Origin of the sequence: Streptomyces sp. NPDC001728, assembly GCF_040297565.1 — a bacterium.
Classification (GTDB): Bacteria; Actinomycetota; Actinomycetes; order Streptomycetales; family Streptomycetaceae; genus Streptomyces.
In genome coordinates, this window is sequence record NZ_JBEOZK010000010.1 from 67,247 (window position 1) to 89,137 (window position 21,891).

Below are 21,891 nucleotides of genomic sequence, written 5' to 3' on the forward strand. Positions count from 1 at the left end.
GCTCCCTTCACCTCGTTCGTACCAGCCGGGCCCGCCCGTCCCTCCCCTCGCCGCGTCCTCAGGTCTGGACGAGCGGTGCGTACGCGTCGGGCCGCAGACCGAAGGTCCAGGCGACGCCCTGGCGCGCGGTCCTGGTCGTCGGCGGCACCCGCAGCCAGTAGGTGCGGTGGCTGCCGTCGGGCTCGGGCGTGGAGTTGACGACCTCGACCATCACCACGTCCTCGTCGTCGGGCAGCCCGATCCGCCAGAGGACACCCGTCTCGTCCTGGTGCTCGTGCACGGCTCCCGAGGCGGCGAGGTAGCGGTCGTAGCCGTAGTACTCCAGCATCACGCGCCGCAGTTCGGCGTTCTCCTCCTGCCGTATCCGCTCCGGGGTGAGTCCGGCGAGTCCGGCGAGGAACTCCGCGGGCACCGTCATGCCCCGCCAGGCGTGCAGGGCGAATCCGTCGGGGTAGGCGAGTGCGGGGCCGTCGCCCCGGTCGAGCCGCCCGGCCTCGTCGCGGTGGAGTTCGACGGGACGCTCGCAGACCACGACGGCGTTCTCGTACGGCCACCACCAGCCGGCGTTCTCGGCGACGGCGGCGAGGCCCGCGAGGCGCTCGCCCTGGCCGTCGAACGCGGCGAGCCAGGCGGCGTCGTGCTGACCCAGCACCGCGTCGAGCAGTACGAGACGGACGTCGTCCGGCCCTTCGTCCCCCTCCTCCGCCGCCTCGACGGCCTCGGTCACCCCCGCCCGTATCCGGTCGGCGAGGGCCCGGGTCAGGTCCCAGAGCACCGCCCCGGTCGACTGCCAGTGCGCCGCCCAGGCGGCGGGCCCCAGGGCGTCGTGGAGGCGGCGACGCTCCTCGGCCCACGGCCGGGTGCGCACCTCGTCCCGTACCGGGCGGCCCGGGTCCGGCAGGCGGGCCAGGAGCGCGACGGCCTCGACGGGCGAGTCCGCCCAGAGAACGCGGTCGGGTTCGGCGAGGCCGGCCGTGCGGTAGGCGAGCCGGACGCCGGCCTCGGCGGCGGCGCGGTCGGCGGGCCCGGTGGCCGCGGCGACGGAGCGCCACTTGTCCTGTGCGGTGGTGCGGTTCATGTCGGTGTCCCCCAGGTTCTCGTTCGGTCGGTGCGAGTTCGCGGTCATGCGGGTGAACGGGTCACGCGGTCAGTCCGCGACGATCCGGTACGCGCCGGGCACGTACTCCCGCTGCCGCACGACCCGGTACCAGCCTTTGGGCAGCGCGATCGGCGCGTGCTCCTCGTGCACCACCCGGCCCCCCTCGGGGAGTTCGAGCAGGAGCGGGCCGAAGGGCCCCGGCTCCCGCACGAGCCGCCCGGGTCCGGGGATCGCGTGGGCGTGCCGGGTGACCTCGCCGAGCGCGAGGACCAGCCGGCCCCTGGCGTCCCTGGGCTCCCCCGTGGCCGTCCTGGCCCGCTCGGGAACGGCCGTCTCCTCGACGGGCGCGATCAGCACGTCTCCCTGCCGGTACATGGCTCTCCCTCCCCGTCCGGCCGGTGTGGCCGGACATGGGAACGACGCTAGAGGCCGGGTCTGACAACGGGCCCCGAACCGGGTCCCCGCCCCCGTCGAGCCGACCCGGCCAAGGGTGTTGTCAGTGCCGCTTGGTACAACTCTTGGCATCAGCCGATCCACGTCGTCCGTCGCCGGGAGCACCGTCATGACCGTTGACCACCACCTGAGGAAGTTCCACGGACTGCCCGTGTTCGAGTTCCCCGAGGCGGACGCGCGGGGCGAGCTGCCCGGCGCGGCCGACGTGGCCTGGCGGATCTCCGCCCCCACGTACAGCGACCCCGGGGACGAGGAGTGGGGGCCGCTGTTCGAGCGGTTCCTGAAGACGGTGGACACGGGCAGGGTGCGGGCGCTGATCGTCGGCGGCTGGAACGAGGCGTACGAGGAGTCGTCCGCCGCCATCGTCACGGCGCTCATCGCCGCGAACAACCGGCTCACCGGCCTGGAGGCCGTGTTCCTCGGGGAGATGGGGTCCGAGGACTGCGAGATCTCGTGGATCGTGCAGTCCGATGTGACCCCGCTGCTCGCCGCCTACCCGGCCCTGCGGGAGTTCGCGGTCCGCGGCGGCACGAGCCTGGCCTTCCCCTCCATCCGGCACAACTGCCTGGAGACCCTGGTCGTGGAGACGGGCGGCCTGGGCGCCGAGGTGGTGCGCGGGATCGTGGGCAGCGACCTGCCCGCCCTGGAGAAGCTGGAACTGTGGCTCGGCACCGACGAGTACGGCGGTGACAGCACGACCGAGGACCTGGCGCCGCTGCTCTCCGGCTCGTCGTTCCCGGCCCTGCGCTCCCTCGGTCTGTGCAACAGCGTGATCCAGGACGCCGTCGCCGCCGCCGTGGCGGGCGCCCCGGTCGTCGCCCGGATCGAGCGGCTGGACCTGTCCATGGGCGTACTCACCGACGAGGGGGCGGCGGCCCTGCTCGACGGGCAGCCGCTGACCCATCTCACCCGTCTCGACCTCACCCACCACTACCTTTCCCAGGCCATGGCGGACCGGCTCAGCTCCGCCCTCGCGCCGCACGGCGTGACCGTCGTCCTCGACGACCCGCAGGATCCGGAGGACGACGGCGACGGCGAGGTCTACCGGTACGTCGCGGTCGCCGAATGACCGCCCGCCCGCGCCTCGTGGTCGTCGGCGATCCGGCGGGCCGTCGCGTCGCGTTCTTCCGGGACGCGCTGCGGTCCGCCGGGCTGCCCGAGGCGCGGGCGGTGTCCTGGCCCGAAGTACTTCGCGGCACGGCGCGGTTCGCCCCGGGCGAGACCGTGCGCCTGGACTCGCCCGGTGAGGACCCGGAGGCCGACCGGCTGCTCCGGGGCGTCGACGAGCCGTCGCGGGTGGAGGGCACGGGCCGCTGGTACGGGCGGTTCGTCGCCGCCGCGGCGGAGCTCGCCGGGACCGTCGCCGACGCGGGCGCCGTCCTCGTCGACGATCCCGCCGAGCTGGCGGCCCTGTTCGACAAGCGGCTGAGCCACGGCCTGCTGAGCGGCGCCGGAGTCCCGGTGCCCGAGTCCCCCACGTCCGGGCCGTCCGCCCCCGCTGTACGCGGCTGGGCCGATGTGAAGGCGCTGACCGTGGGGACCGGGATGCGCAGGGTGTTCGTGAAGCTCGCGCACGGTTCCTCCGCCTCGGGCGTGCTGGCCGTCGAGACGAACGGCGCGGGGCGGATCCAGGCCACCACCTCGGTGGAGCGCGGGCCCGGCGGGCGGCTCTTCAACTCCCTGCGGGTACGGCGCTACACCAGCGAGAGCGAGGTCGCCGCGATCGTGGACGCCCTCGCCCCCGACGGTCTGCACGTCGAGCGCTGGCTGCCCAAGGCCACCCAGGACGGCCGGGCCGCCGACCTGCGGGTGGTCGTCGTCGACGGGCGGGCCACCCATGCGGTGCTCCGCACCAGCCGCTCTCCCATGACCAATCTGCATCTGGGCGGCGTCCGGGGCGATCTGGACGCGGCCCGCGCCGCGATCGGCGCGGCCGGCGGGCGGTGGACGGACGCGCTCGGGGTGTGCGAGCGGGCCGCGGCCGTCTTCCCCGGCACCGGGTGCGTGGGCGTGGACCTGCTGCCCTCCACGGACTGGCGCCGCTTCGCCGTGGGCGAGGTGAATGCCTTCGGGGATCTGCTCCCGGGCCTCGCGGGCCTGCCCGGCAGCGGGGCGGAGGGCCTCGACACGTACGCGGCCCAGGTCGCGGCGCAGTTCCCGGCCCACCGCAGGAAGCACACCACCACTACCACTACCACTACCACTGCCACCACCAGCACCAGCACCAGCACCAGCACCAGCACCACAGGAACGAGCACCGCGTGAACCAGCCCGACATGAACGCGATCGTCGGAAGCCACGATCTGCTCCTGGTCACCCTCGACACGCTCCGGTACGACGTGGCGGTGGAGCTCGCGGCCGAGGGCCGCATCCCGAATCTGGCCCGCCGTCTCCCCGGCGGGGCCTGGGAGCGGCGACACGCCCCCGGCAGCTTCACGTACGCCTCCCACCAGGCGATATTCGCCGGCTTCCTGCCGACGCCGACCACCCCGGGCCCGCACCCGCGTCTGTTCGCCGCCCGCTTCGCGGGCAGCGAGTCGACCGCCGACGGCACCTACGTCCACGACACCCCTGACTTCGTCTCCGCCCTCGCGGGCGAGGGCTACCGGACGGTGTGCGTCGGCGGCGTCGGATTCTTCAACAAGCAGCCGCCGCTCGGCTCCGTGCTCCCGGACCTCTTCCAGGAGAGCCACTGGGAGCCCGCCTTCGGCGTGGCCTCCCCCACCTCCTTCGAGTCGCAGGTGACGCGCGCCGAGGAGGTCGTCGCCGGGCTCCCCCAAGAGCAGCGGCTGTTCCTCTTCGTCAACGTGTCCGCGCTGCACCAGCCCAACTGGTTCCACCTGCCGGGCGCGACCCGCGAGGCCGGCGACTCCCGGGCCACCCACGCGGCGGCCCTCGTCCACGTCGACCGGCACATCGGGCGGCTCTTCGCCGCGATGAGCAGTCGCCGCCCGTGCTTCGCGATCGTCTGTTCCGACCACGGCACCGCCTACGGGGAGGACGGTCACACCGGCCACCGCTTCGGCCACGAGGTCGTCTGGACCGTCCCGTACGCGCAGTTCGAGCTGACGGGCCCGGAGCCGGAGGCCGTGGCATGAGCGACCGAGCCACCCCGCGCCCGTACCGGAGCTATGTCTACGCGTACCCGCACAAGACGGCGTACCGGCCGCTGCCCGCCCCGGGGCCGTCCCTGGCGGCGCTCTGGCGGGACGAGCCGAAGGACGCGCTCTCCCTCTACGCGCACGTACCGTTCTGCGAGGTCCGCTGCGGCTTCTGCAACCTCTTCACCCGCATCGGCGCCCCGGACGAGCTGACGACCCGCTACCTGGACGCGCTCGACCGTCAGGCCACCGCCGTGCGCGAGGCCCTCGGGGACACCGGGCCGGTGCGGTTCGCGACGGCCGCGTTCGGCGGCGGCACGCCCACCTTCCTCACCGCCGCCGAGCTGGAGCGGCTCTGCGACATCGTCGAGAAGCGGATGGGGGCGGATCTGCGGGCGGTGCCGCTCTCGGTGGAGACCTCGCCGTCGACGGCGACCGCCGACCGCCTCGCGGTCCTCGCCGAGCGGGGAGCGACCCGGCTCAGCATCGGCGTGCAGAGCTTCGTGGAGGCCGAGGCACGGGCGGCCGTCCGGCCGCAGCGCCGCGCCGACGTCGAGACGGCGCTGGGCCGCATCCGGGAGACCGGCGTCCCCGTGCTGAACATCGACCTGATCTACGGGATCGACGGCCAGACGGAGCGGTCCTGGCGGCTCTCGCTGGACGCGGCCCTCGCCTGGCGGCCGGAGGAGCTGTACCTCTATCCCCTGTACGTGCGCCCGCTCACCGGCCTCGGCCGGATCCAGGACCCCGCGGCGGCCGACCAGGCCTGGGACGAGCAGCGGCTCCGCCTCTACCGGTACGGCAGGGACCATCTCCTCGCGCACGGCTACGAGCAGGTCTCGATGCGGATGTTCCGCCGCGCGGACGCCGGTCCCTCCGGCCCTGACGACTACGCCTGCCAGACGGACGGCATGATCGGCCTGGGCTGCGGGGCCCGCTCGTACACCTCCGCCCTGCACTACTCCTTCGACTACGCCGTCGACATGCGGAGGATCCGCACGATCATCGACGCCTACACGCAGACGGAGGACTTCTCACGCGCCCGGCACGGGTACGGGACGACCGGGGCCGAGGCCCGGCGCCGTCATCTCCTCCAGTCGCTGCTCCAGGCGGAGGGGATGCCCGTCGACGGGTACGAGGAGCGGTTCGGCTCTTCCCCCTTCACCGACTTCGGCCCGGACCTCGCCCGGTTCGAGGGCTACGGCTGGCTGGACACGGCGGCCCCGGCGGGGCTGCTGCGCCTGTCCCCGGAGGGCCTCGCGCACTCCGACGGGCTGGGCCCCGAGCTCTTCTCCCCCGCCGTACGGGCCGCGATGGCCGCGTACGAGGCGAAGTAGGCGGCGACCGTGGACCTGACACCGCTCCTGGGCCCCGACCCGGCCACGGGCATGGACCTGACGCTGCTCTACCGCGGCCCGCTCTCCTCCTGCGACTTCGACTGCCCCTACTGCCCCTTCGCCAAGCGCCGCGACAGCCGGGAGCAGCTGCGCGCGGACCGGGCCGCGCTCGACCGGTTCGCCGGCTGGGCCGCCGGGCAGACCGGCGACCGGCTGCGGATCCTCTTCACCCCGTGGGGCGAGGGCCTCGTCCGCTCCTGGTACCGGCGGGCGCTGGTCGAACTGTCCCGGCTGCCGCACGTCGAGCGGGTGGCGATCCAGACCAATCTGAGCTGCCGGACCGACTGGCTGGCGGAGGCGGACCCGGAGAGCGTGGCGCTCTGGTGCACGTACCACCCGGGGCAGACGCCGTACGAGCGCTTCCTCGGCAAGTGCGGTGAGCTGGCCGGCCGGGGCATCCGGTTCAGCGTCGGCGTGGTGGGCCTTCCCGAGCACGCGGAGCACGCCCGCAGGCTGCGGGCGGCGCTGCCGGCGCACGTCTACCTCTGGGTGAACGCGGCGGAGGGGCACACGTACACCGACGCGGAGGCGGCGGAGTGGACGCGGATCGACCCGCTGTTCCCGTACAGCCGTCATCCGCACCGTTCGGCCGGGCTGCCCTGCCGGACCGGGGAGTCGGTGATCTCTGTGGACGGCGAGGGGACGGTGCGGCGCTGCCACTTCGTCAAGGCCGAGCTGGGGAACCTGTACGACGGTTCGTACCGGGCCGCCCTGCGCCCCCGCGCCTGTCCGCTCGCCGTCTGCGACTGTCACATCGGCTACGTCCATCTGGAGACACTGCCGCTGTACGACGTGTTCGCCGGCGGGGTCCTGGAGCGGATCCCCGCCGGCGTCGGCCCGTCGGTCGTGCCCCCGACTACAGGGGCATGAGGTTCGGGCGCTTGGCCTCGACGTGGTCGCCGGAGCTCTCGCCGCGCAGGCGGCGCCCGATCCACGGCACGAGGTACTCCTTCGCCCAGTGGATGTCGTCGCGGCGCACTTCGAGCGTGCCGCGCGGGGGAACCGGCGGCCACGCCTGGTCGGGGTCGGCGGGGACCGGCATGCCGAGGACCTGGGCGGCGCGCAGCGCGACCCGGGTGTGGCCGTCGGGCGAGAGGTGCAGCCGGTCGTCGTCCCAGGCACGCCGGTCCTGGACGGACTTCAGCGACCAGAGGTCGAGGACGGGGCAGCCGTAGCGGTCGGCGATGGCCCGGACGTGCCCGTTGTAGGTGGCGATCTTGCCGCGCAGGTGCTTGAGGAGGATCACGTCGCGGGTGTCGAAGCCGGTGGTGACCATGACCGTGCCGACGGCGGAGGTCAGTTCGGCGACGGCGCGCTCGAAGCGCTCGGCGACGTCGTCGGGGTCCGTGCCGGGGCGGATGATGTCGTTTCCGCCGGCGCAGAAGGTCACCAGGTCGGGGGCGAGTTCCTTCGCCCTGGGGACCTGTTCGGCCACGATCTGGTCGAGGAGGCGCCCGCGTACGGCCAGGTTGGCGTAGCGGAAGGCGTCGTGCTCCGGCAGCTGGTCGGCGAGCAGCACCGCGAAGCGGTCCGCCCAGCCGACGTAGGTCCCGTCGGGTCCGGGGTCTCCGACGCCCTCGGTGAAGCTGTCACCGATCGCCGCGTACGACCCGAATGCGTTCTTGTCTGTTGATCTCGAATCGTCTGCCACGGGAGCACATCCTTCCCTTTCGGATGTGACCTACGCGACCGTAAGGAGGGGTTGACGCAGGGTGACATATGCCACCGATAAAGAATTCGCCAAGCCGGAATACGCCGACGGCCCGGCACACACGTGCCGGGCCGTCGGAAATGCCGTGGGCGTCAGACGGAGACGCCGTGCTGGCGGAGGTAGGCCAGCGGGTCCACGTCGGAGCCGTAGCTCGGCGAGGTGCGGATCTCGAAGTGCAGGTGGGGCCCGGTGGAGTTGCCGGTGGAGCCGGAGAGGCCGATCTGCTGGCCGCCGCTGACGGACTGGCCGGCCGAGACGGAGAGGGAGGAGAGGTGGGCGTACTGCGAGTAGTTGCCGTCGGCGTGCTGGATGACGACCTCGTTGCCGTACGCGCCGCTCCAGCCGGCCGAGACGACCGTGCCGGCGCCGACGGCGCGGACGGTGGTGCCGGAGGAGGCGATGAAGTCGACACCGGTGTGGTAGCCGGAGGACCACATGGAGCCGGAGGCGTGGTACGGGGTGGAGAAGCCGCCCCCGCTGACGGGGCTGACCCAGCCGGACGCGGAGGCCGAGGTGCCGGCGTCCGAGGTGCCGGAGGACCGCGAGGTGGTGGCGGCGTCCGAGGCGGCGGCGGCCGGGGCGGCCGGGCGCTCGGAGCCTCGGGAGGCGCGCGTGGTGTCGCCCGAGCTCTTCGCGGAGTCCTTGCGCTCGGCCTTCGGGGCGGCCTTGACGGTGCCCTTCGGGGCGGCGGCCGGGGCGGTGCTCTTGGCGCCGAGGGTGAGCTTCATGCCGGGCAGGATGAGCGAGGGGTTCTCGCCGACGACCTGTCGGTTGTCCTCGTACAGCTTCTGCCAGCCACCGGTGAGGTGGTGCTCGGCGGCGATCTTCGAGAGGTAGTCGCCGCGGACGACGGCGTACGTCTTCGGCGCGGCCTTCGCGGCGGCGGGCGCGGCCTCGACGGCGGCGGCCTTCACCTGGGCGGGGGCGGCGGCCGGGGCGGCCTGCTCGGCGGCGTGGGCGCCGGTGGCTCCGAGGAGCGGGAGGGCGACGACGGCGCCTCCGGTGCCGGCGGCGGCGATGCCACGGGCCAGGCGGTTGGGCATGGTGCGGCGGTGCTTACCCTTTGCGGGCATGGCGAATTCCTCTCCGGCGCCTGCGAGGTGAGCTGTCGGGTTCGGACTGGAGATGTCCGGCCGCGTTCTCACGCGGCTTCACCCCGAGCCGTCCTTCTTCGAGGGATCGGCGACTTACCTGGGTCCCCCGCTCCTGCCTCGTACGGGTGAGTTCGGATTCCGGTCGGTGGCAGGATTCGGCGGTCCGTCCGGATTGAGCGTGACGCTAGACGAGTGGGGTCGGCGTGAACAAGCCGATGTTTTTCAAGCGCTTGGGGATTCCGTGTCATCCGGCCAGAATTCCGGTCACCCTCCGTTGATGACGGTCTCTCGATCTCCTTTTCCCGGGGGGTATTTGGAAAAGACGATCAGGCACGGTCCGTCACGGTTATGACGCTGCTCACGCGCCGATCCCCATCTCCCCAGCAACCAGGGCGGGTTATGGCGAACTCCTCAATACGGACAGATCGCCCATTCCGGAGCCGGGGGGTGTGTTCCCCCGCCGGCACCCGAGATGATTGCCCCAGGAATCGATCGAGAGAACAGGAGCAGCCGTGACGCAGCAGCTGCCGCAGGTCCCGCCCGCCGACGCGAACGAGCCCGAGCTGGCCGAGGTCCGCAACTTCCGGGACGTGGGGGGTCTGCCGACGACGGACGGGCGCGCGGTGCGCCCCGGCCGCCTGTTCCGCAGCGGCCACCTCGCCCACGCGACCGAGGAGGACGCGGCCTTCCTCTCCTCGCTGGGGCTGCACACGGTCTTCGACTTCCGGAACCTGGCCGACCGCAAGCTCGAGGGGCCCGACGTCGAGCTGCCCGGCACGCGGAACGTGAACATACCGCTCAACGACCCGGCCGATGGAAAGGAGTTCTGGAAGCTGGTCCAGGAGGGAGACCTCGTCCAGCTGCGGGGGATCCTCGGTGACGGGAAGGCCGCCGGCCGGATGTCCGACTCGTACCGGAAGATGGTGGTCGAGCGGACCGCCGAGCACAGCCGTGTCCTGCACGCGCTCGCGGAGGACAGCGTCCCCGCCCTGATGCACTGCGCCGCGGGCAAGGACCGCGCCGGGCTCTCGATCGCGATCACCCTGCTCGCCCTCGGGGTCGAGCGGGAGGCCATCGAGGCCGACTACGTGAAGTCGAACGAACCGCACCGCCGCTACAAGGTGCGCCGCAGCTCCACCGCCTCCGACGCCATGTCGCCCGAGGTGATGGAGCTGCTGAGCCCGCTGTTCGACGCGCGGGTGGAGTATCTGCGGGGCGCCTTCGAGACCATCGAGGAGACCTGGGGCTCGGTGGACACCTACCTCGCCGAGGGCCTGAAGCTGGCCCCGGAGACCCGCGAGCGGCTGCGGGAGCGCCTGCTCACGGAGGCCTGAGCCCCGGCGGTCCGGGCCCGGTGACGCACCCCGGGCCCGTGTCGCCGCTCCCGCACCCCGGACCGGCTACTGGTTCTGCCCGCCCAGCACGAAGAGCAGGTAGATGAAGCCGGCGAAGAGGTGTCCGGCGATCAGATACGCGAAGAGTCGGAGGGCGAGCCCTTTGGGGAACTTGCCTCCCCCGCGCTCTTCACCGGTGACAGGTCGTGACTTCTCGGACATCTCGGTCCTTTTCTGACGAAGGGGCGTGCCTCTCGGGAGGCACGCGGGATCAGCGCCGGTGCGGGGTTCCGTCACCGAGACACAGCTCGGCGGCAGGACTCTGCAGCAGGGTGTGGACGAAGAGCAGTTCGGCTCCGCCGGGCGTGGCGGCGCCGATCCGGTGCGGGGTGAGCGAATCGAAGTGCGCACTGTCCCCGGGATCGAGGACGTGGACGGCCTCACCGAGCGCGAGCCGCACCCGGCCCTCCAGGACGTGGATCCACTCCTCGCCCGGGTGGACGCGCACGATGTCGGCCCGGGTGGCGTACGGCACGTGGACCCGCAGGCACTGGAGGGCACGGCCGGCGCCGCCGGCCTGGCGGTAGATCCAGCCGTCCGCCTCGACGGGTTCGGAGCGCCCGGCGCGGACGACGGGGTCCCGCTCGGGGGGTGCCTCGCCGAGAAGCTCGGAGACCGTCGTACCGTAGATACGGGCGAGGCCCAGCAGCATCGGCAGTGAGGACTGACGGTTCCCCGTCTCCAGGCGCGAGAGGTGGGCCGGCGAGAGCCCGGCCCGCTGGGCGGCGGCCTCCAGGGTGAGTCCCCGGCGGCGGCGCAGGGCCCGCAGCTGCGGGGCGACGTCGGGCAGGACGTCGGGAACGGCAGGGTCCGGGGGATGGTCCCCGGGGACGTGGTCCATGCCTCTATTGCGCCAGGATCGTGCCTCTGAGGCAAGTTTCTTGCCTCAGAGGCAAAAGCCCGGGGTCATCCGTCCGGCCGCGCCTTTCAGCGCTGTGCGACCGCCTGCTTGACCAGCGTCTTTCCGAAGTCCCACATCAGCCCGCCGCCGCCGTGGGCGTCGTCCATGACGGCGGTGAAGGCGGTGACGAACCGGTCCACGTCCGCCTCGTCGATGACCAGCGGCGGGATCAGCTTGATCACCTCCAGATGGTCCCCGGAGACCTGGGTGAGGATGCGGTGCCGCTGGAGCAGCGGGACCACGACCATCTGGGCGAAGAGGCCCTTGCGGGCCGCCTGGAGCATCGTCCAGCGGCTGCGCAGCCCCAGCGAGGACGGCCGGCCGAACTCGATCCCGATCATCAGACCGCGTCCCCGGATCTCGTGCAGCAGCTCGTACCGGGGCACCAGCTCCTTGAGGCGACCGGAGAGCAGGTCCCCGATCCGGCGGGCGTGCGCGACCGTCCCCTCGCCCTCCATGACCGAGAGGACGGCGAGCCCGGCGGTCATGGCCTGGGCGTTCGATCCGAAGCTCGCCGAGTGGACCAGGACCCGGTCCATCGACGAGTAGACCTTCTTGAAGATCCAGTCCTTGCCGAGGGTGGCGCCGACCGGCACATAGCCGCCGGAGAGCGCCTTGGCGACGCAGACCAGATCCGGTTCGACCCCGTCCTCGTGCTGGTACGCGTAGAAGTCGCCGGTCCTGCCCAGGCCGGTCTGCACCTCGTCGGCGATGAGCAGGGCGCCGTGCCGGTGCAGCAGCTCCTGGGCCGCCCGCAGGAAGCCGGGCGGGGAGGCGTGGACGCCCTTGCCCTGGATGGGCTCGACGACGAAGGCGGCCACGTCGCCCCTGCGCAGCTCCCGCTCCAGGGCGTCGAGGTCGCCGAGCCCGATCGGCGTGTCGGGCAGCAGCGGCGCGAAGCCGTCGCGGAAGCCGTTCTCGCCGTTGACGGAGAGGGAGCCGGCGGTGAGCCCGTGGAAGGCGTGGGAGCAGTAGAGGACCCTGGGGCGCCCGGTGGCGTACCGGGCGAACTTGAGGGCGGTCTCGACCGCCTCCGTGCCGCTGTTGCCGAAGAAGACCCGGTCGAGGTGGGGGCTGTGGGCGAGGAGGCGCTCGGCGAGGAGTCCGGGCAGCGGCTGGCAGTCGAAGCGGGTGAGGTCGGCGAGCTGGGCGTCGAGGACGTCATGGAGGGCCTTGCGGACGACGGGGTGGTGCCGTCCGAGACCCATCACGCCGAAGCCGGCGAGCATGTCGAGGTGGTCGACCCCGTCGGCGTCCCAGAAATGGGCTCCCTCGGCCCGCTCGTAGACCTTGTCGAAGCCGATGGTGTGGAGCATGCGCGGGAGCTGGTGGTTGAGGTAGCGGGCATGCAGCTCGTACCGCTCGCCGCCGCGCTCGGCGAGCAGCGTCCGCAGGTCGAACTCCCCGCTCATCGCGGCCCCTTCCTCTCCAGCTCCCTCGCCCGCCCCCTCCTCACGCGCTGTTCCCGGAGACGGTCTCCCTGACCGCGCGCAGGGATTCCTTGAGCGAGCCCATGGTGGCGAGGACCGCGGTGGGCTCGTAGCCGCAGTGCGCCATGCAGTTGGCGCAGCGCGGGTCCTTGCCCCGGCCGTACTTGTCCCAGTCGGTGTCCTCGATGAGCTCGCGGTACGTGGGGACGTAGCCGTCGCTCATCAGATAGCAGGGGCGCTGCCAGCCGAAGAGCGAGTAGTTGGGAATGGCCCAGGCGGTGCAGGGGAAGTCCGCCTTTCCCTCCAGGAAGTCCAGGAAGAGCGGCGAGTGGTTGAGCCGCCAGCGGCGCCTGTTGCCCCCGGCGAAAGCCTTCTTGAAGAGTTCGCGGGTCTGCTCGACGCCGAGGAAGTGCTCCTGGTCGGGCGCCTTCTCGTACGCGTAGGCGGGCGAGATCATCATTTCGTCGACCTGGAGGTCGTCGTTGAGGAAATTGAGCACCTCGATGATGGTCTGCGGGGTGTCGGTGTTGAAGAAGGTCGAATTGGTGGTGACCCGGAAGCCGCGCCGCTTGGCCTCCTTGATCGCCGCCACCGCCTCGTCGAACACGCCCTCCTTGGCGACCGACTCGTCGTGCCGCTCGCGCAGCCCGTCGATGTGCACGGCGAAGGCGAAGTACGGGGAGGGGGTGAAGTTCTCCAGCTTCTTGCGCATCAGCATCGCGTTGGTGCAGAGGAAGACGTACTTCCTCTTGGCCACCAACTGCCGCACGATCTCGTCGATCTGAGGGTGCATCAGAGGCTCGCCGCCCGCGATGGACACCATGGGGGCGCCGGACTCCAGGACCGCCCCGACGGCCTGGGCGACGGGCATGCGCTGCTTGAGGACGCCGGCCGGGTGCTGGATCTTCCCGCAGCCCTCGCACTTGAGGTTGCAGGCGAAGAGCGGTTCGAGTTCGACGATGAGCGGGAACTTCTCGCGCTTGCGGAGCTTCTGTTCGAAGAGATAGGTCCCGACCCGGATGGACTGACGGAGCGGCATGGCCATAACTCGTTCACCTCCTGGGGAGCAGCAAAGAACGGTGCCATTCGAAGAATGCGGGAAGGACGGCACGAAGGACACGGAAGGCCGATATTCCCCCGCGTACCGTGCCGATCCGGACCAGTTCATGTTCTGGAGCGTCCACGACCACCCGGACGGCCGCAACCGGGCGGGCGCCCGGTCCGCCGCCCGGCGGCTCGGTGCCCCGGGCCGTACCCAGGGTCGCGGCGGACTCCATGTCGACGGCGATCGCCCCCGTGGCGAGCAGCGCGGCCCGCTCGGGCCCACGCACCACATGGTCGGAGCCGGTCAGCGGCCCGGTGTGCACGGCCCGCCCTGGCACTGCTCTGACCAGCGCCTTCACCAGCAGTTCGGTGCCGGAGCAGAGGGTGGTGCCGTCCGGGCCGCGGGTCTCGTCGGCCACGACCAGGTCCCCCGGGTGCATGCCGGGGGCGAGCCCCGCGCAGAACCCGGAGGCGATGACGGCTGCGTCCCGCCACCCTTCCTCGGCGAGTGCCCGGGAGACCGCCGTACGGGCGCGGTCGGGCCCCATGCCGGTCCGCAGCACGGTCACGGGCCCGGGCGCGCCGCCCCGGTCGCCGCTGCGCAGCGCGAGCTGCTCGATGCCGAGCGCGCAGGCGATCAGCAGGGGCGGTGGGGCGCCGGGGCCCGGCTCGCGGCCCATCAGCGTCCCTTGGCGGGCGAGGGCTCCCCGTGCACATAGCGCCCGAGCGCCGTGAGGGGGAAGACCTGACGGTAGAGGTGGTAGTTGATGGAGAAGTCCCAGGGGAAGCCGGTGCCGGTGAAGTGCGGCTCGTCCCAGGATCCGTCCTCCCGCTGGGTCTCGGCCAGCCAGGCGACGCCGCGCCGGACGGGCTCGGAGTCGCGCTCGCCGGCGGCGAGGAGGGCGATCAGGGCCCAGGCGGTCTGGGAGGCGGTGGAGTCGCCGCGCCCGATCCACTCCTTCGCGTGGTACGAGCGGAGGTCCTCGCCCCAGCCGCCGTCCTCGTTCTGTACGGAGCCGAGCCAGCCGACGGCCCGGCGGATCGCCGGATGGGAGACGGGGAGCCCGGCCGCGGTGAGCGCGGGGACCACCGAGCCCGTTCCGTAGACGTAGTTGACGCCCCAGCGGCCGAACCAGGCGCCGTTCGGGTCCTGTTCGGCGAGCAGCCACTCGATTCCCCTGCGGGTACGGGGGTCCTGGGCCATTCCCTCGTAGGCGAGCATCTCCACCACATGGGCAGTGACGTCGGCGGAGGGCGGGTCGATCACCTCGCCGAAGTCGCAGAAGGGCAGCTTGTTGGGCAGGACGCTGGTGTTGTCGGCGTCGAAGGCGCCCCAGCCACCGTCCCGCGACTGCATGCCGAGCGTCCAGCGGGCGCCCCGGCCGACGGCCGCCGACACCCGGTCGGGGTCGGGGTGGTCGACCCGGCGGAGCGCGAGCACCACCTCGGCGGTGTCGTCGATGTCGGGGTAGGTGTCGTTGTGGAACTCGAACGCCCAGCCGCCCGGCGGCAGTCCGGGCCGGCGGACCGCCCAGTCCCCGGTCCGGGTGATCTCCTCGTCGAGCATCCAGTCGACGGCCTTCACCAGCGCCGGGTGGTCGGGGCGGACCCCCGCGTCGGCGAGCGCGATGGTGGCGAGGCAGGTGTCCCAGACGGGCGACTGGCAGGCCTCGATCATGCGGGAGCCGTCCTCGCCCCGTACGGCGAAGCGGTCGAGGGATTCGAGTCCGGCCCGCATCACGGGGTGCCCCAGGTCGTACCCGAGGAGGTGGAGGGCGATCACCGAGTAGACGGCGGGGGGCTGGATGCCGCCCCAGCAGCCGTCGTTCTCCTGTCGCTCGACGATCCAGCGGGCCGCCAGGTTCATGGCGGTCCTGCGCACGGCGCGCGGCGCCACCCGATGGTAGACGTGCAGGGCCTTGTCGAGCCGCTGGAAGATCCCGTCCCAGCCGGTGGCGGGGGCGAGCGGCCGGGGCGGGTTCGGGCGCGCCGGGTCGCTGTGCAGCTCGTCGAGCGGGAAGGGCGCGGGCCGTACCGGGCGCTTCGCGGAGACCACGGTGAGGGGCACGATCGTCTGCCGGGCCCAGCAGCCGAAGTCGTAGATGTTGAGCGGGAACCACTTCGGCAGGAAGATCAGTTCCGGGGGGAGCTCGGGGAGGTCGTCCCAGCGCCACCAGCCGAAGAGGGCGAGCCAGATCCGGGTGAAGACCCGGGCGGCTGCGATTCCTCCGTCGGCACGGACCCGGGCGGAGGCGCGGGCCATGTGAGGGGCCTCGGGCGGGTCTCCGGCGAGCCGCAGCGCCACATAGGCCTCGATGGTGGCGGAGAGATCGCCGGGTCCGCCGTGGAAGGTGGGCCAGGCGCCGTCCTCGCGCTGCAGGCGGCGGATGTGGAGGGCCGCGGCGCGGGTGGTGTCGGCGTCGAGGATGCCCAGGAACTGGCGGAGCAGGAGGTCCTCGGCGTCCATGGTGACGTTGGTCTCCAGGTCGCCCTTCCACCAGCCCTCGGGGTCCTGCCGGGCGAGGAGGTGCTCGACGGCCAGTTCCGCGGCCCGTGCGGCGGCGCCGTCGAGGTCCGGCGCACCTGCGCCGGTGTCGTTCGTCTTGCTGGCCGCGGCTGCCCGGGGGCCCACGGCCCCGGCGCTTCCGTCGGTCGTCGCTGTCATGGCTTCCCCTTTGCGCAGTCGGTTTCTTCTGCTTCTACGGGTCTGCCGTCGGCCGGCGCCGGAGGGCACCGGCCGGCGACTGCGAACTCATATCAGGGTGATGGTGATCATCTCTTCCGTACGACGACGAAGTCGGCGAGTGCGGTGAGCTGGGCCCGCACCCGGGCGGGCATGTCCACCTCGTCCAGGGCCTCGATCGCGACGGCGTGCTGGCGGCGGGCCTCCTGGGAGGTCCACTCCCGCCCTCCGGCCTCCTCGATGAGGGCCGCGCGGGTGGCGAACTCCTCCTCGGAGAAGGTGTCGAAGTCGTTGGACTTGGCGTCCGCGGAGAGGAGTTCGCCGAGCCGCTCGGAGGCCCTGCCGCCGGCGGCGAGGGCGGCGACGACCGGCAGGGACTTCTTGCGCTGGCGCAGGTCGCTCCAGGTCTGCTTGCCGGTGGCCTCCGGGTCGCCCCAGATGCCGAGCAGGTCGTCGACGGCCTGGAAGGCGAGGCCGAGGTGGTAGCCGTACTCCTCCAGCTTGTCGGCGGTGCGGTCGTCGGCTCCGCCGAGGACGGCACCGATGGAGACGGCGCAGGCGAGCAGGGCGCCCGTCTTGTTGCCCTCCATCTCCAGGCACTCCTCGACGGTGACCCGCTCGCGGTGCTCGTAGGAGATGTCCTGGGCCTGGCCGTCGATCAGCTTGCGGCTGGCGGTGGTGAGCCTGCGGGTCGCCCGGCCGGCCTCGACGGTGCCCAGCTCCAGCAGGATCTCGTTGGCGAGCGCGAACAGGGCGTCGCCGACGAGGATGGCCTGCGCGGGTCCGTGTACCTTCCACACGGTGTCGCGGTGGCGCCGCTGCTCGTCGCCGTCCATCAGGTCGTCGTGCAGCAGCGAGAAGTTGTGGACGAGTTCCACGGCGACGGCGCCGGGGATGCCGACCTCGGGCGCGGCGCCCGCGGCCTCGGCCGACAGCAGGGCGAGCGCGGGGCGGACGGCCTTGCCGCCGTCGCCGTCCGCGGGGTTGCCCTGCGCGTCGATCCAGCCGAAGTGGTACGCGGCCACGGTGTCCATGGGCGGCGCGAGGCGGTCGACGGCCGCCCGCAGTACGGGGGTGGACAGGGTCCGCCCCCGCTCCAGCAGTGCGGACACGTCCGCGGTGTCGACGGCCGGATTACCCGGCGGCACAGTCGGCACGGTCTCTCCTCTTGTTCCGGTACTCACACTCATGCCGCCTCCTGCAGCGGATGGTCATGGCGGCGGCCGAGGGCGGAGAGCGCGGCGCCCGCGGCGCTGAAGCCGCTGCGCACCGCCCCCTCCATGGTCGCGGGCCAGCCGGTGGCGGTCCAGGCCCCGGCCAGATACAGCCCCGGCGCCCGGGTGCGGGCGCCGGGGCGGAGCCTGCCGACGCCCGGGGTGGGGGCGAACGTGGCCGTCCGCTCCCTGGTGACGAAGAAGTCGCGGATGCCCGCGCCCCGGGCGGCGGGCAGCAGCCGCTCCAGCTCGGGGAGGTACTTGGCGCGCAGGGCGGCGACGGGTTCGTCGATCTCGTCCTCTGCGGCCGACTGGGAGACGGCGAGGTACTGCCCGCCGCCGGTGAGTCCGGAGGACTCGGTGCGGTCGAAGACCCACTGCACGGGCGAGCCGAGCGCGGTGAAGAAGGGACGCTTCAGCACCTTGCGGTCGTAGACCACGTGGAGGTTGAGGATAGGGGCGGTGGCGATGTCGAGCAGCCGGTCGGGGTCGTCGAGGGCGCCCTCGGGCAGCAGGCCGTGGGTCTCCTGCTGCGGTACGGCGAGGACGACGACGTCCGCCTCCAGGGTCTCGCCAGGCACCTCGACGGTCCAACGGCCGTCGCCGGTACGGGAGATCCGCTCGGCCTTGGTACGGAGCACGGTGCGGACGCCGAGCGCGTCGAGTTCCTTCGCGGCCCGGGTGTCGTGGAGTTCGCCGAGCGGGACGTGGGCCCAGCCGATGTCGGCGGCGCCGGGCTCGGAGAGCAGCCCCGTCTTGAAGACCATCGCGGCGAGCCCCATGGAGGCCTGCGGGGCGGGGGCGTTGAGGGTGGGGATGCCGACGAGGTCCCACAGCGCCCGGACGGTCCGCGGAGACTGTCCGTGCCGGCCGAGCCAGGTGGCGAAGTCGATGCCGTCGAGCGCCGGGTCGGCGGGGTCGAGCTTCTTCAGGGCGAGCGCGGCCCGGCCGACGGAGGCCCGCTCGGCGAGCGAGAGGTGGGGGTACGTGGCGAGGCTGCGCGCGAGGTGCAGCGGTACGGGCAGGGCGTCGCGGCGGATCCGGCCGAGACGCGGGCCGCGCGGGTGCCCGACATCGAGGACGGGTACGTCGAGGCGGTCCTGGAGCGGGGCGAGCCGGGCTCCGTCGATCCGGTCGAGGAACCAGCGGTAGGCGGTGCAGCAGCGCAGGTAGACGTGCTGGCCGTTGTCGACGCTGAGGTCGCCGCGGCGGAAGGAGAAGGCGAGGCCGCCGAGCCGGGGCCGGCCTTCGAGGAGGGTGACGCGAAGGCCGCTCTCGGCGAGCTGGAGCGCGGTGGTGACCCCGGCGAGCCCGCCGCCGACGACGACGGCGCGGGGCCGCCGGTCTCCGCCGGTCCCGGTGCCGGGGCCGGGGGCTCCCGGCGAGGCGTGCCGCTCGGTTCCTTCGTGGGTCACGCGGCCTCCGTTCGGATCGTCGTGGGCGGGTGCGCGGGCACCTCGGTCAGGGACGCCGTGGCGGCGCCCGGGGTTGCCCCGCGGCCGGGGCCGTACGGGCGCATCAGGCACGCCTCCTGACGGCGCGCCGGGCGATGTGCCGGGTGTCGAGGCCGGAGAGCCCGCGGACCGCGACGTACGCCTTCTCGCGGCCGGGCAGCGAGACACGGCCCCGGAGCACGGCCTCGGGGTCTCGCTCGATCCGGTCGAGGAGGCGGCGGTAGATGCCGGCCATGGCGGCGACGCAGGCGCCGCTGCGCCGGTCGAGCATGGGCAGGAGTCCGTAGCCCTCGGCGAACAGGGCGCGGGCGCGCCGGACTTCGAAGTGGACGAGGCCGGCGAAGTCGGCGCCGGCGGGCGGGGTGTCGCTGCCGAAGCCGTCGCCGCAGCCGAACTTGGCGAGGTCGTCGGAGGGCAGATAGGTCCGCCCGTTCCCGGCGTCCTCGCGTACGTCCCTGAGGATGTTGGTGAGTTGGAGCGCGAGGCCCAAGGTGTCGGCGTACTCGGCCGCCCGCTCGACGCCCTGGGCGCCGGGCTGGGTGCCGAAGACGCCGAGGGAGAGCCGGCCGATGGCGCCGGCGACGCAGCGGCAGTAGACCTTGAGGTCGTCCCAGGTCTCGTAGGTCGCGCCGTGCACGTCCATCAGGACGCCGTCGATGAGTTCGTCGAGGCCGCCGAGCGGGATCGGGAAGCGGCGGGCCGAGTCGGCCAGGGCGACGGCGACGGGGTCGGTGTCGTCCTCGTCGATCTCCTCGGCCCTGATCCGGTCGAGCAGGGCGCGGGTGGCCTCCAGGCGCTCCCGCTTGGCCTCGGGCGGGAGCGTGCCGTCGCCGATGTCGTCGACGCGCCGGGAGAAGGCGTACAGCGCGGACATCGCCTGCCGCTTCTCGGTCGGCAGCAGCCGGATTCCGTAGGCGAAGTTCCGCGCCTGCTGTCCGGTGACCGCCTCGCAGTAGCTGTAGGCGGCCTGTACGGGTGCGGACGGCTGGGGCTGTGCCTCCACGGTCGCGCTCACCCCTCTCTCCGCGCCCGGAGCAGAACCGCTCCCGCCTGGCGCATCAGGCTCGGCTTGGTGGCCTTCGGTGGCCCGGTCAGCACGTCGAATCCGGCATCGGTGATCGCGTCGAGCGCGGCGAGGCCCCCGGCGGTGAATCCGGCGAGGAGGAGCCGCAGCCGGCCGTGGACGCTGCCGACGAGGGGGGCTCCCGCGTCGAGCAGGTCGCGGGCCCGGCCGGCCTCGAAGGCGATCAGGGCGCGCACGGAGGCGCCGGCGGTGGGCCGGGCGAGGTCGCTCTGGGTGACGTGGAAGCGCTTGAGGTCCTCGGCGGGGAGGTAGATCCGGTCCCGGGCGAGGTCCTCGGCGACGTCCTGGAGGTGCTCGACGATCTGCAGGGCGGTGCAGATCTCGTCGGAGCGCCTGATCCGCTCGGGGGTGTCGGTGCCGGTGATCGCGAGGACCAGCCGGCCGACGGGGTTGGCCGAGAGCTCGCAGTACGCGAGGAGGTCGTCGTAGGTCTCGTAGCGGCCGACCTGCTGGTCCTGGCGGTTGGCGGCGATCAGGCCGAGGAAGGGCTCGGGGGTGAGCCCGCAGCGCCGGACCGTCGGCCGGAGGCCGCGCAGCAGGGGGTGCCGGGGGGTGCCGTCGAAGACGCGGCGGAGGTCGGTCTCGAAGGCGTCGAGGAAGGCGAGCCGGTCGCGGGCGGCCTCGGGGTCGAGGCCGAGGTGGCGGGCGTCGGCGCCGCCGGGGGCGAGGTCGCCGTCGCCGATGTCGTCGACGAGGCGGGCGAAGCCGTAGACGGCCATGAGGTCGTCGCTCCAGGCCCGGGGCAGGAAGAAGGGGGCCACGGGGAAGTTCTCGTCCGCGGCCTTGCCGAGTGTGGCGCGCGAGGCGGCGTCGGTGCGCGCCTGGCTGGTATCCGTCACAGGTCACTGCCCGACGGAGGGACGGCGACACCCTCGTGGAGCTGGAGATTCTGCGTCATGGCCGTCACGTCTCCCGTTCTACACTGCCGATCCAATCCATCCTATTTCGGACACGCCGCCGACCCCTGACCGTAGAGCCGCCACCCGGAGGCCCGATGGCCGTGGGGTATCGCCCTACTTGCCGCGAAACAGACCGCTCCAGCTTACGTTGCACGACGACCGTCGCCGTTCCGGGGTGCCGGGCACTCCGCTCCTCACTCGAACGAGCCGTCAACCCGGCTGCCCCGCAAGGGAGTTCGGCCCGCTGCGGGCTTCAGGGGGTGCGGGTCCCGGAGACGACCATGGCGAGGGTGGTCTCGACGACGTCGTTCCTGCGCTGCGCGGGAAGTCGGCGAAGAGGGCCGTCGAGCAGGAGAAGTGACAGCCCGTGCACGGCCGACCACGCAGCGGCACCGCCTGCGGCGCGGACCCCCGGCCGGGGGGTGCCCGTGAGGGCTTCGAGGGCCTCCCGGAGCAGGGTGAAGGCGCGGACCTCGGGCTCGGGCGCCTGCCGCTCGGCCGGTCCCGGCAGCTCCTCCCGGGCAGGCCGGGGCACGCAGAACGCGGCCCGGTAGAGCCCTGGGTGTTCCACGGCGAAGCCGACGTATCCCCGGCAGAGGGCGGCGAGCCGGCGCTCGGCCGCCAGGGCGGGGTCGTCGGCGCCGGGCTCGCGGGCAGCGGCCCGCTCCATGGCGTCGGCGAGGACCCGCTGGGCGTGGGTCCTGACGGTACGGAGGAGTTCGCCGCGGCCGTCGAAGTGCCGGTAGGCGGCGGTGGGCGAGACGCCGACCCGGCGGGCCGCCTCCCGCAGGACGACCCGCTCGGGTCCGCCCTCGGTGGCGAGGTCGACGGCGGCACAGATCAGCGCGTTGCGCAGGTCGCCGTGGTGGTACGTCTTTCCCCCCGAGATCGCTGCCATGGGCTCATCCTGCCCGATGTTGACCGCATGCACAT

Annotated in this window: 21 protein-coding genes and 1 riboswitch; of the genes, 6 read left to right on the forward strand and 15 right to left on the reverse strand. The window is 72.8% G+C overall.

Features of this window, described 5'->3' with window-relative positions:
* Positions 1-58 precede the first annotated feature (58 nt).
* Both ABT154_RS17140 and ABT154_RS17145 read right to left on the reverse strand, forming a co-directional pair.
* A complete protein-coding gene (locus tag ABT154_RS17140; protein WP_351857792.1) occupies positions 59-1,078 on the reverse strand; it encodes a DUF6745 domain-containing protein in 1,020 nt (339 codons plus the stop codon).
* Between the two features lie 69 nt (positions 1,079-1,147).
* Complete coding sequence (locus ABT154_RS17145) at positions 1,148-1,474, reverse strand: DUF8820 family protein (protein WP_351857644.1); 327 nt, start codon at positions 1,472-1,474, stop codon at positions 1,148-1,150.
* Between the two features lie 187 nt (positions 1,475-1,661).
* On the opposite strand from ABT154_RS17145, the gene ABT154_RS17150 reads away from it, so the two are divergent.
* Genes ABT154_RS17150 through ABT154_RS17170 form a run of 5 tightly spaced genes read left to right on the forward strand, consistent with a single transcriptional unit; the run spans position 1,662 to position 6,920 of the window.
* On the forward strand, positions 1,662-2,621 hold the full coding sequence (locus ABT154_RS17150; protein ID WP_351857645.1) for an STM4015 family protein: 960 nt from the start codon (positions 1,662-1,664) through the stop codon (positions 2,619-2,621).
* Positions 2,618-3,817, forward strand: a complete 1,200-nt coding sequence (locus ABT154_RS17155) for an STM4014 family protein (RefSeq protein WP_351857646.1) — start codon at positions 2,618-2,620, stop codon at positions 3,815-3,817. Before ABT154_RS17150 ends, ABT154_RS17155 begins: the two co-directional genes overlap by 4 nt.
* 11 nt (positions 3,818-3,828) lie before the next feature.
* Positions 3,829-4,650 carry an STM4013/SEN3800 family hydrolase gene (locus ABT154_RS17160; RefSeq protein ID WP_351857793.1) on the forward strand — a complete coding sequence of 274 codons (822 nt, stop codon included), beginning with the start codon at positions 3,829-3,831 and terminating at the stop codon, positions 4,648-4,650.
* The gene (locus ABT154_RS17165; RefSeq protein WP_351857647.1) at positions 4,647-5,990 is read left to right on the forward strand and encodes an STM4012 family radical SAM protein; all 1,344 of its coding nucleotides are present in this window, start codon (positions 4,647-4,649) and stop codon (positions 5,988-5,990) included. Before ABT154_RS17160 ends, ABT154_RS17165 begins: the two co-directional genes overlap by 4 nt.
* 51 nt (positions 5,991-6,041) lie before the next feature.
* Positions 6,042-6,920 carry an STM4011 family radical SAM protein gene (locus ABT154_RS17170; RefSeq protein ID WP_351857794.1) on the forward strand — a complete coding sequence of 293 codons (879 nt, stop codon included), beginning with the start codon at positions 6,042-6,044 and terminating at the stop codon, positions 6,918-6,920.
* Here the strand turns inward: ABT154_RS17170 and ABT154_RS17175 are convergent.
* Positions 6,907-7,701 carry an SGNH/GDSL hydrolase family protein gene (locus ABT154_RS17175; protein WP_351857648.1) on the reverse strand — a complete coding sequence of 265 codons (795 nt, stop codon included), beginning with the start codon at positions 7,699-7,701 and terminating at the stop codon, positions 6,907-6,909. The genes ABT154_RS17170 and ABT154_RS17175 overlap by 14 nt on opposite strands.
* 152 nt (positions 7,702-7,853) lie before the next feature.
* Positions 7,854-8,834 (reverse strand): M23 family metallopeptidase, encoded by a 981-nt coding sequence (locus ABT154_RS17180; RefSeq protein ID WP_351857649.1) that lies wholly within the window; start codon positions 8,832-8,834, stop codon positions 7,854-7,856.
* A 2-nt stretch (positions 8,835-8,836) separates the two neighbouring features.
* A riboswitch (cyclic di-AMP (ydaO/yuaA leader) is annotated at positions 8,837-8,993 on the reverse strand.
* A gap of 374 nt (positions 8,994-9,367) precedes the next feature.
* Here ABT154_RS17180 and ABT154_RS17185 point away from each other — a divergent pair.
* Positions 9,368-10,189: a tyrosine-protein phosphatase gene (locus tag ABT154_RS17185; RefSeq protein WP_351857650.1), complete on the forward strand. Its 822-nt coding sequence runs from the start codon at positions 9,368-9,370 to the stop codon at positions 10,187-10,189.
* Positions 10,190-10,255: 66 nt separating this feature from the next.
* Here the strand turns inward: ABT154_RS17185 and ABT154_RS17190 are convergent, their stop codons facing one another.
* From ABT154_RS17190 to ABT154_RS17240, 11 genes are all read right to left on the reverse strand, one after another.
* A complete protein-coding gene (locus ABT154_RS17190) occupies positions 10,256-10,411 on the reverse strand; it encodes a DUF6126 family protein (protein WP_351857651.1) in 156 nt (51 codons plus the stop codon).
* Positions 10,412-10,460: 49 nt separating this feature from the next.
* On the reverse strand, positions 10,461-11,090 hold the full coding sequence (locus ABT154_RS17195; RefSeq protein ID WP_351857652.1) for a helix-turn-helix domain-containing protein: 630 nt from the start codon (positions 11,088-11,090) through the stop codon (positions 10,461-10,463).
* An 86-nt stretch (positions 11,091-11,176) separates the two neighbouring features.
* Positions 11,177-12,562, reverse strand: a complete 1,386-nt coding sequence (locus tag ABT154_RS17200; protein ID WP_351857653.1) for an aspartate aminotransferase family protein — start codon at positions 12,560-12,562, stop codon at positions 11,177-11,179.
* A gap of 40 nt (positions 12,563-12,602) precedes the next feature.
* Positions 12,603-13,625 (reverse strand): adenosyl-hopene transferase HpnH, encoded by a 1,023-nt coding sequence (hpnH, locus tag ABT154_RS17205; protein ID WP_351857654.1) that lies wholly within the window; start codon positions 13,623-13,625, stop codon positions 12,603-12,605.
* 7 nt (positions 13,626-13,632) lie between these two features.
* On the reverse strand, positions 13,633-14,304 hold the full coding sequence (locus ABT154_RS17210) for a phosphorylase family protein (protein ID WP_351857655.1): 672 nt from the start codon (positions 14,302-14,304) through the stop codon (positions 13,633-13,635).
* The gene (gene shc, locus ABT154_RS17215; RefSeq protein WP_351857656.1) at positions 14,304-16,289 is read right to left on the reverse strand and encodes a squalene--hopene cyclase; all 1,986 of its coding nucleotides are present in this window, start codon (positions 16,287-16,289) and stop codon (positions 14,304-14,306) included. Before shc ends, ABT154_RS17210 begins: the two co-directional genes overlap by 1 nt.
* A gap of 107 nt (positions 16,290-16,396) precedes the next feature.
* The gene (locus ABT154_RS17220) at positions 16,397-17,497 is read right to left on the reverse strand and encodes a polyprenyl synthetase family protein (protein WP_351857657.1); all 1,101 of its coding nucleotides are present in this window, start codon (positions 17,495-17,497) and stop codon (positions 16,397-16,399) included.
* On the reverse strand, positions 17,494-18,936 hold the full coding sequence (gene hpnE, locus ABT154_RS17225; protein ID WP_351857658.1) for a hydroxysqualene dehydroxylase HpnE: 1,443 nt from the start codon (positions 18,934-18,936) through the stop codon (positions 17,494-17,496). Before hpnE ends, ABT154_RS17220 begins: the two co-directional genes overlap by 4 nt.
* 103 nt (positions 18,937-19,039) lie before the next feature.
* Positions 19,040-19,990, reverse strand: coding sequence for a presqualene diphosphate synthase HpnD (gene hpnD / locus ABT154_RS17230; RefSeq protein ID WP_351857659.1), 951 nt, complete (start codon positions 19,988-19,990; stop codon positions 19,040-19,042).
* A complete protein-coding gene (hpnC, locus tag ABT154_RS17235; protein WP_351857660.1) occupies positions 19,987-20,898 on the reverse strand; it encodes a squalene synthase HpnC in 912 nt (303 codons plus the stop codon). The genes hpnD and hpnC overlap by 4 nt, the downstream gene beginning before the upstream one ends.
* Before the next feature lie 313 nt (positions 20,899-21,211).
* Positions 21,212-21,856 (reverse strand): TetR/AcrR family transcriptional regulator, encoded by a 645-nt coding sequence (locus ABT154_RS17240; RefSeq protein WP_351857661.1) that lies wholly within the window; start codon positions 21,854-21,856, stop codon positions 21,212-21,214.
* Between the last annotated feature and the right edge of the window lie 35 nt (positions 21,857-21,891).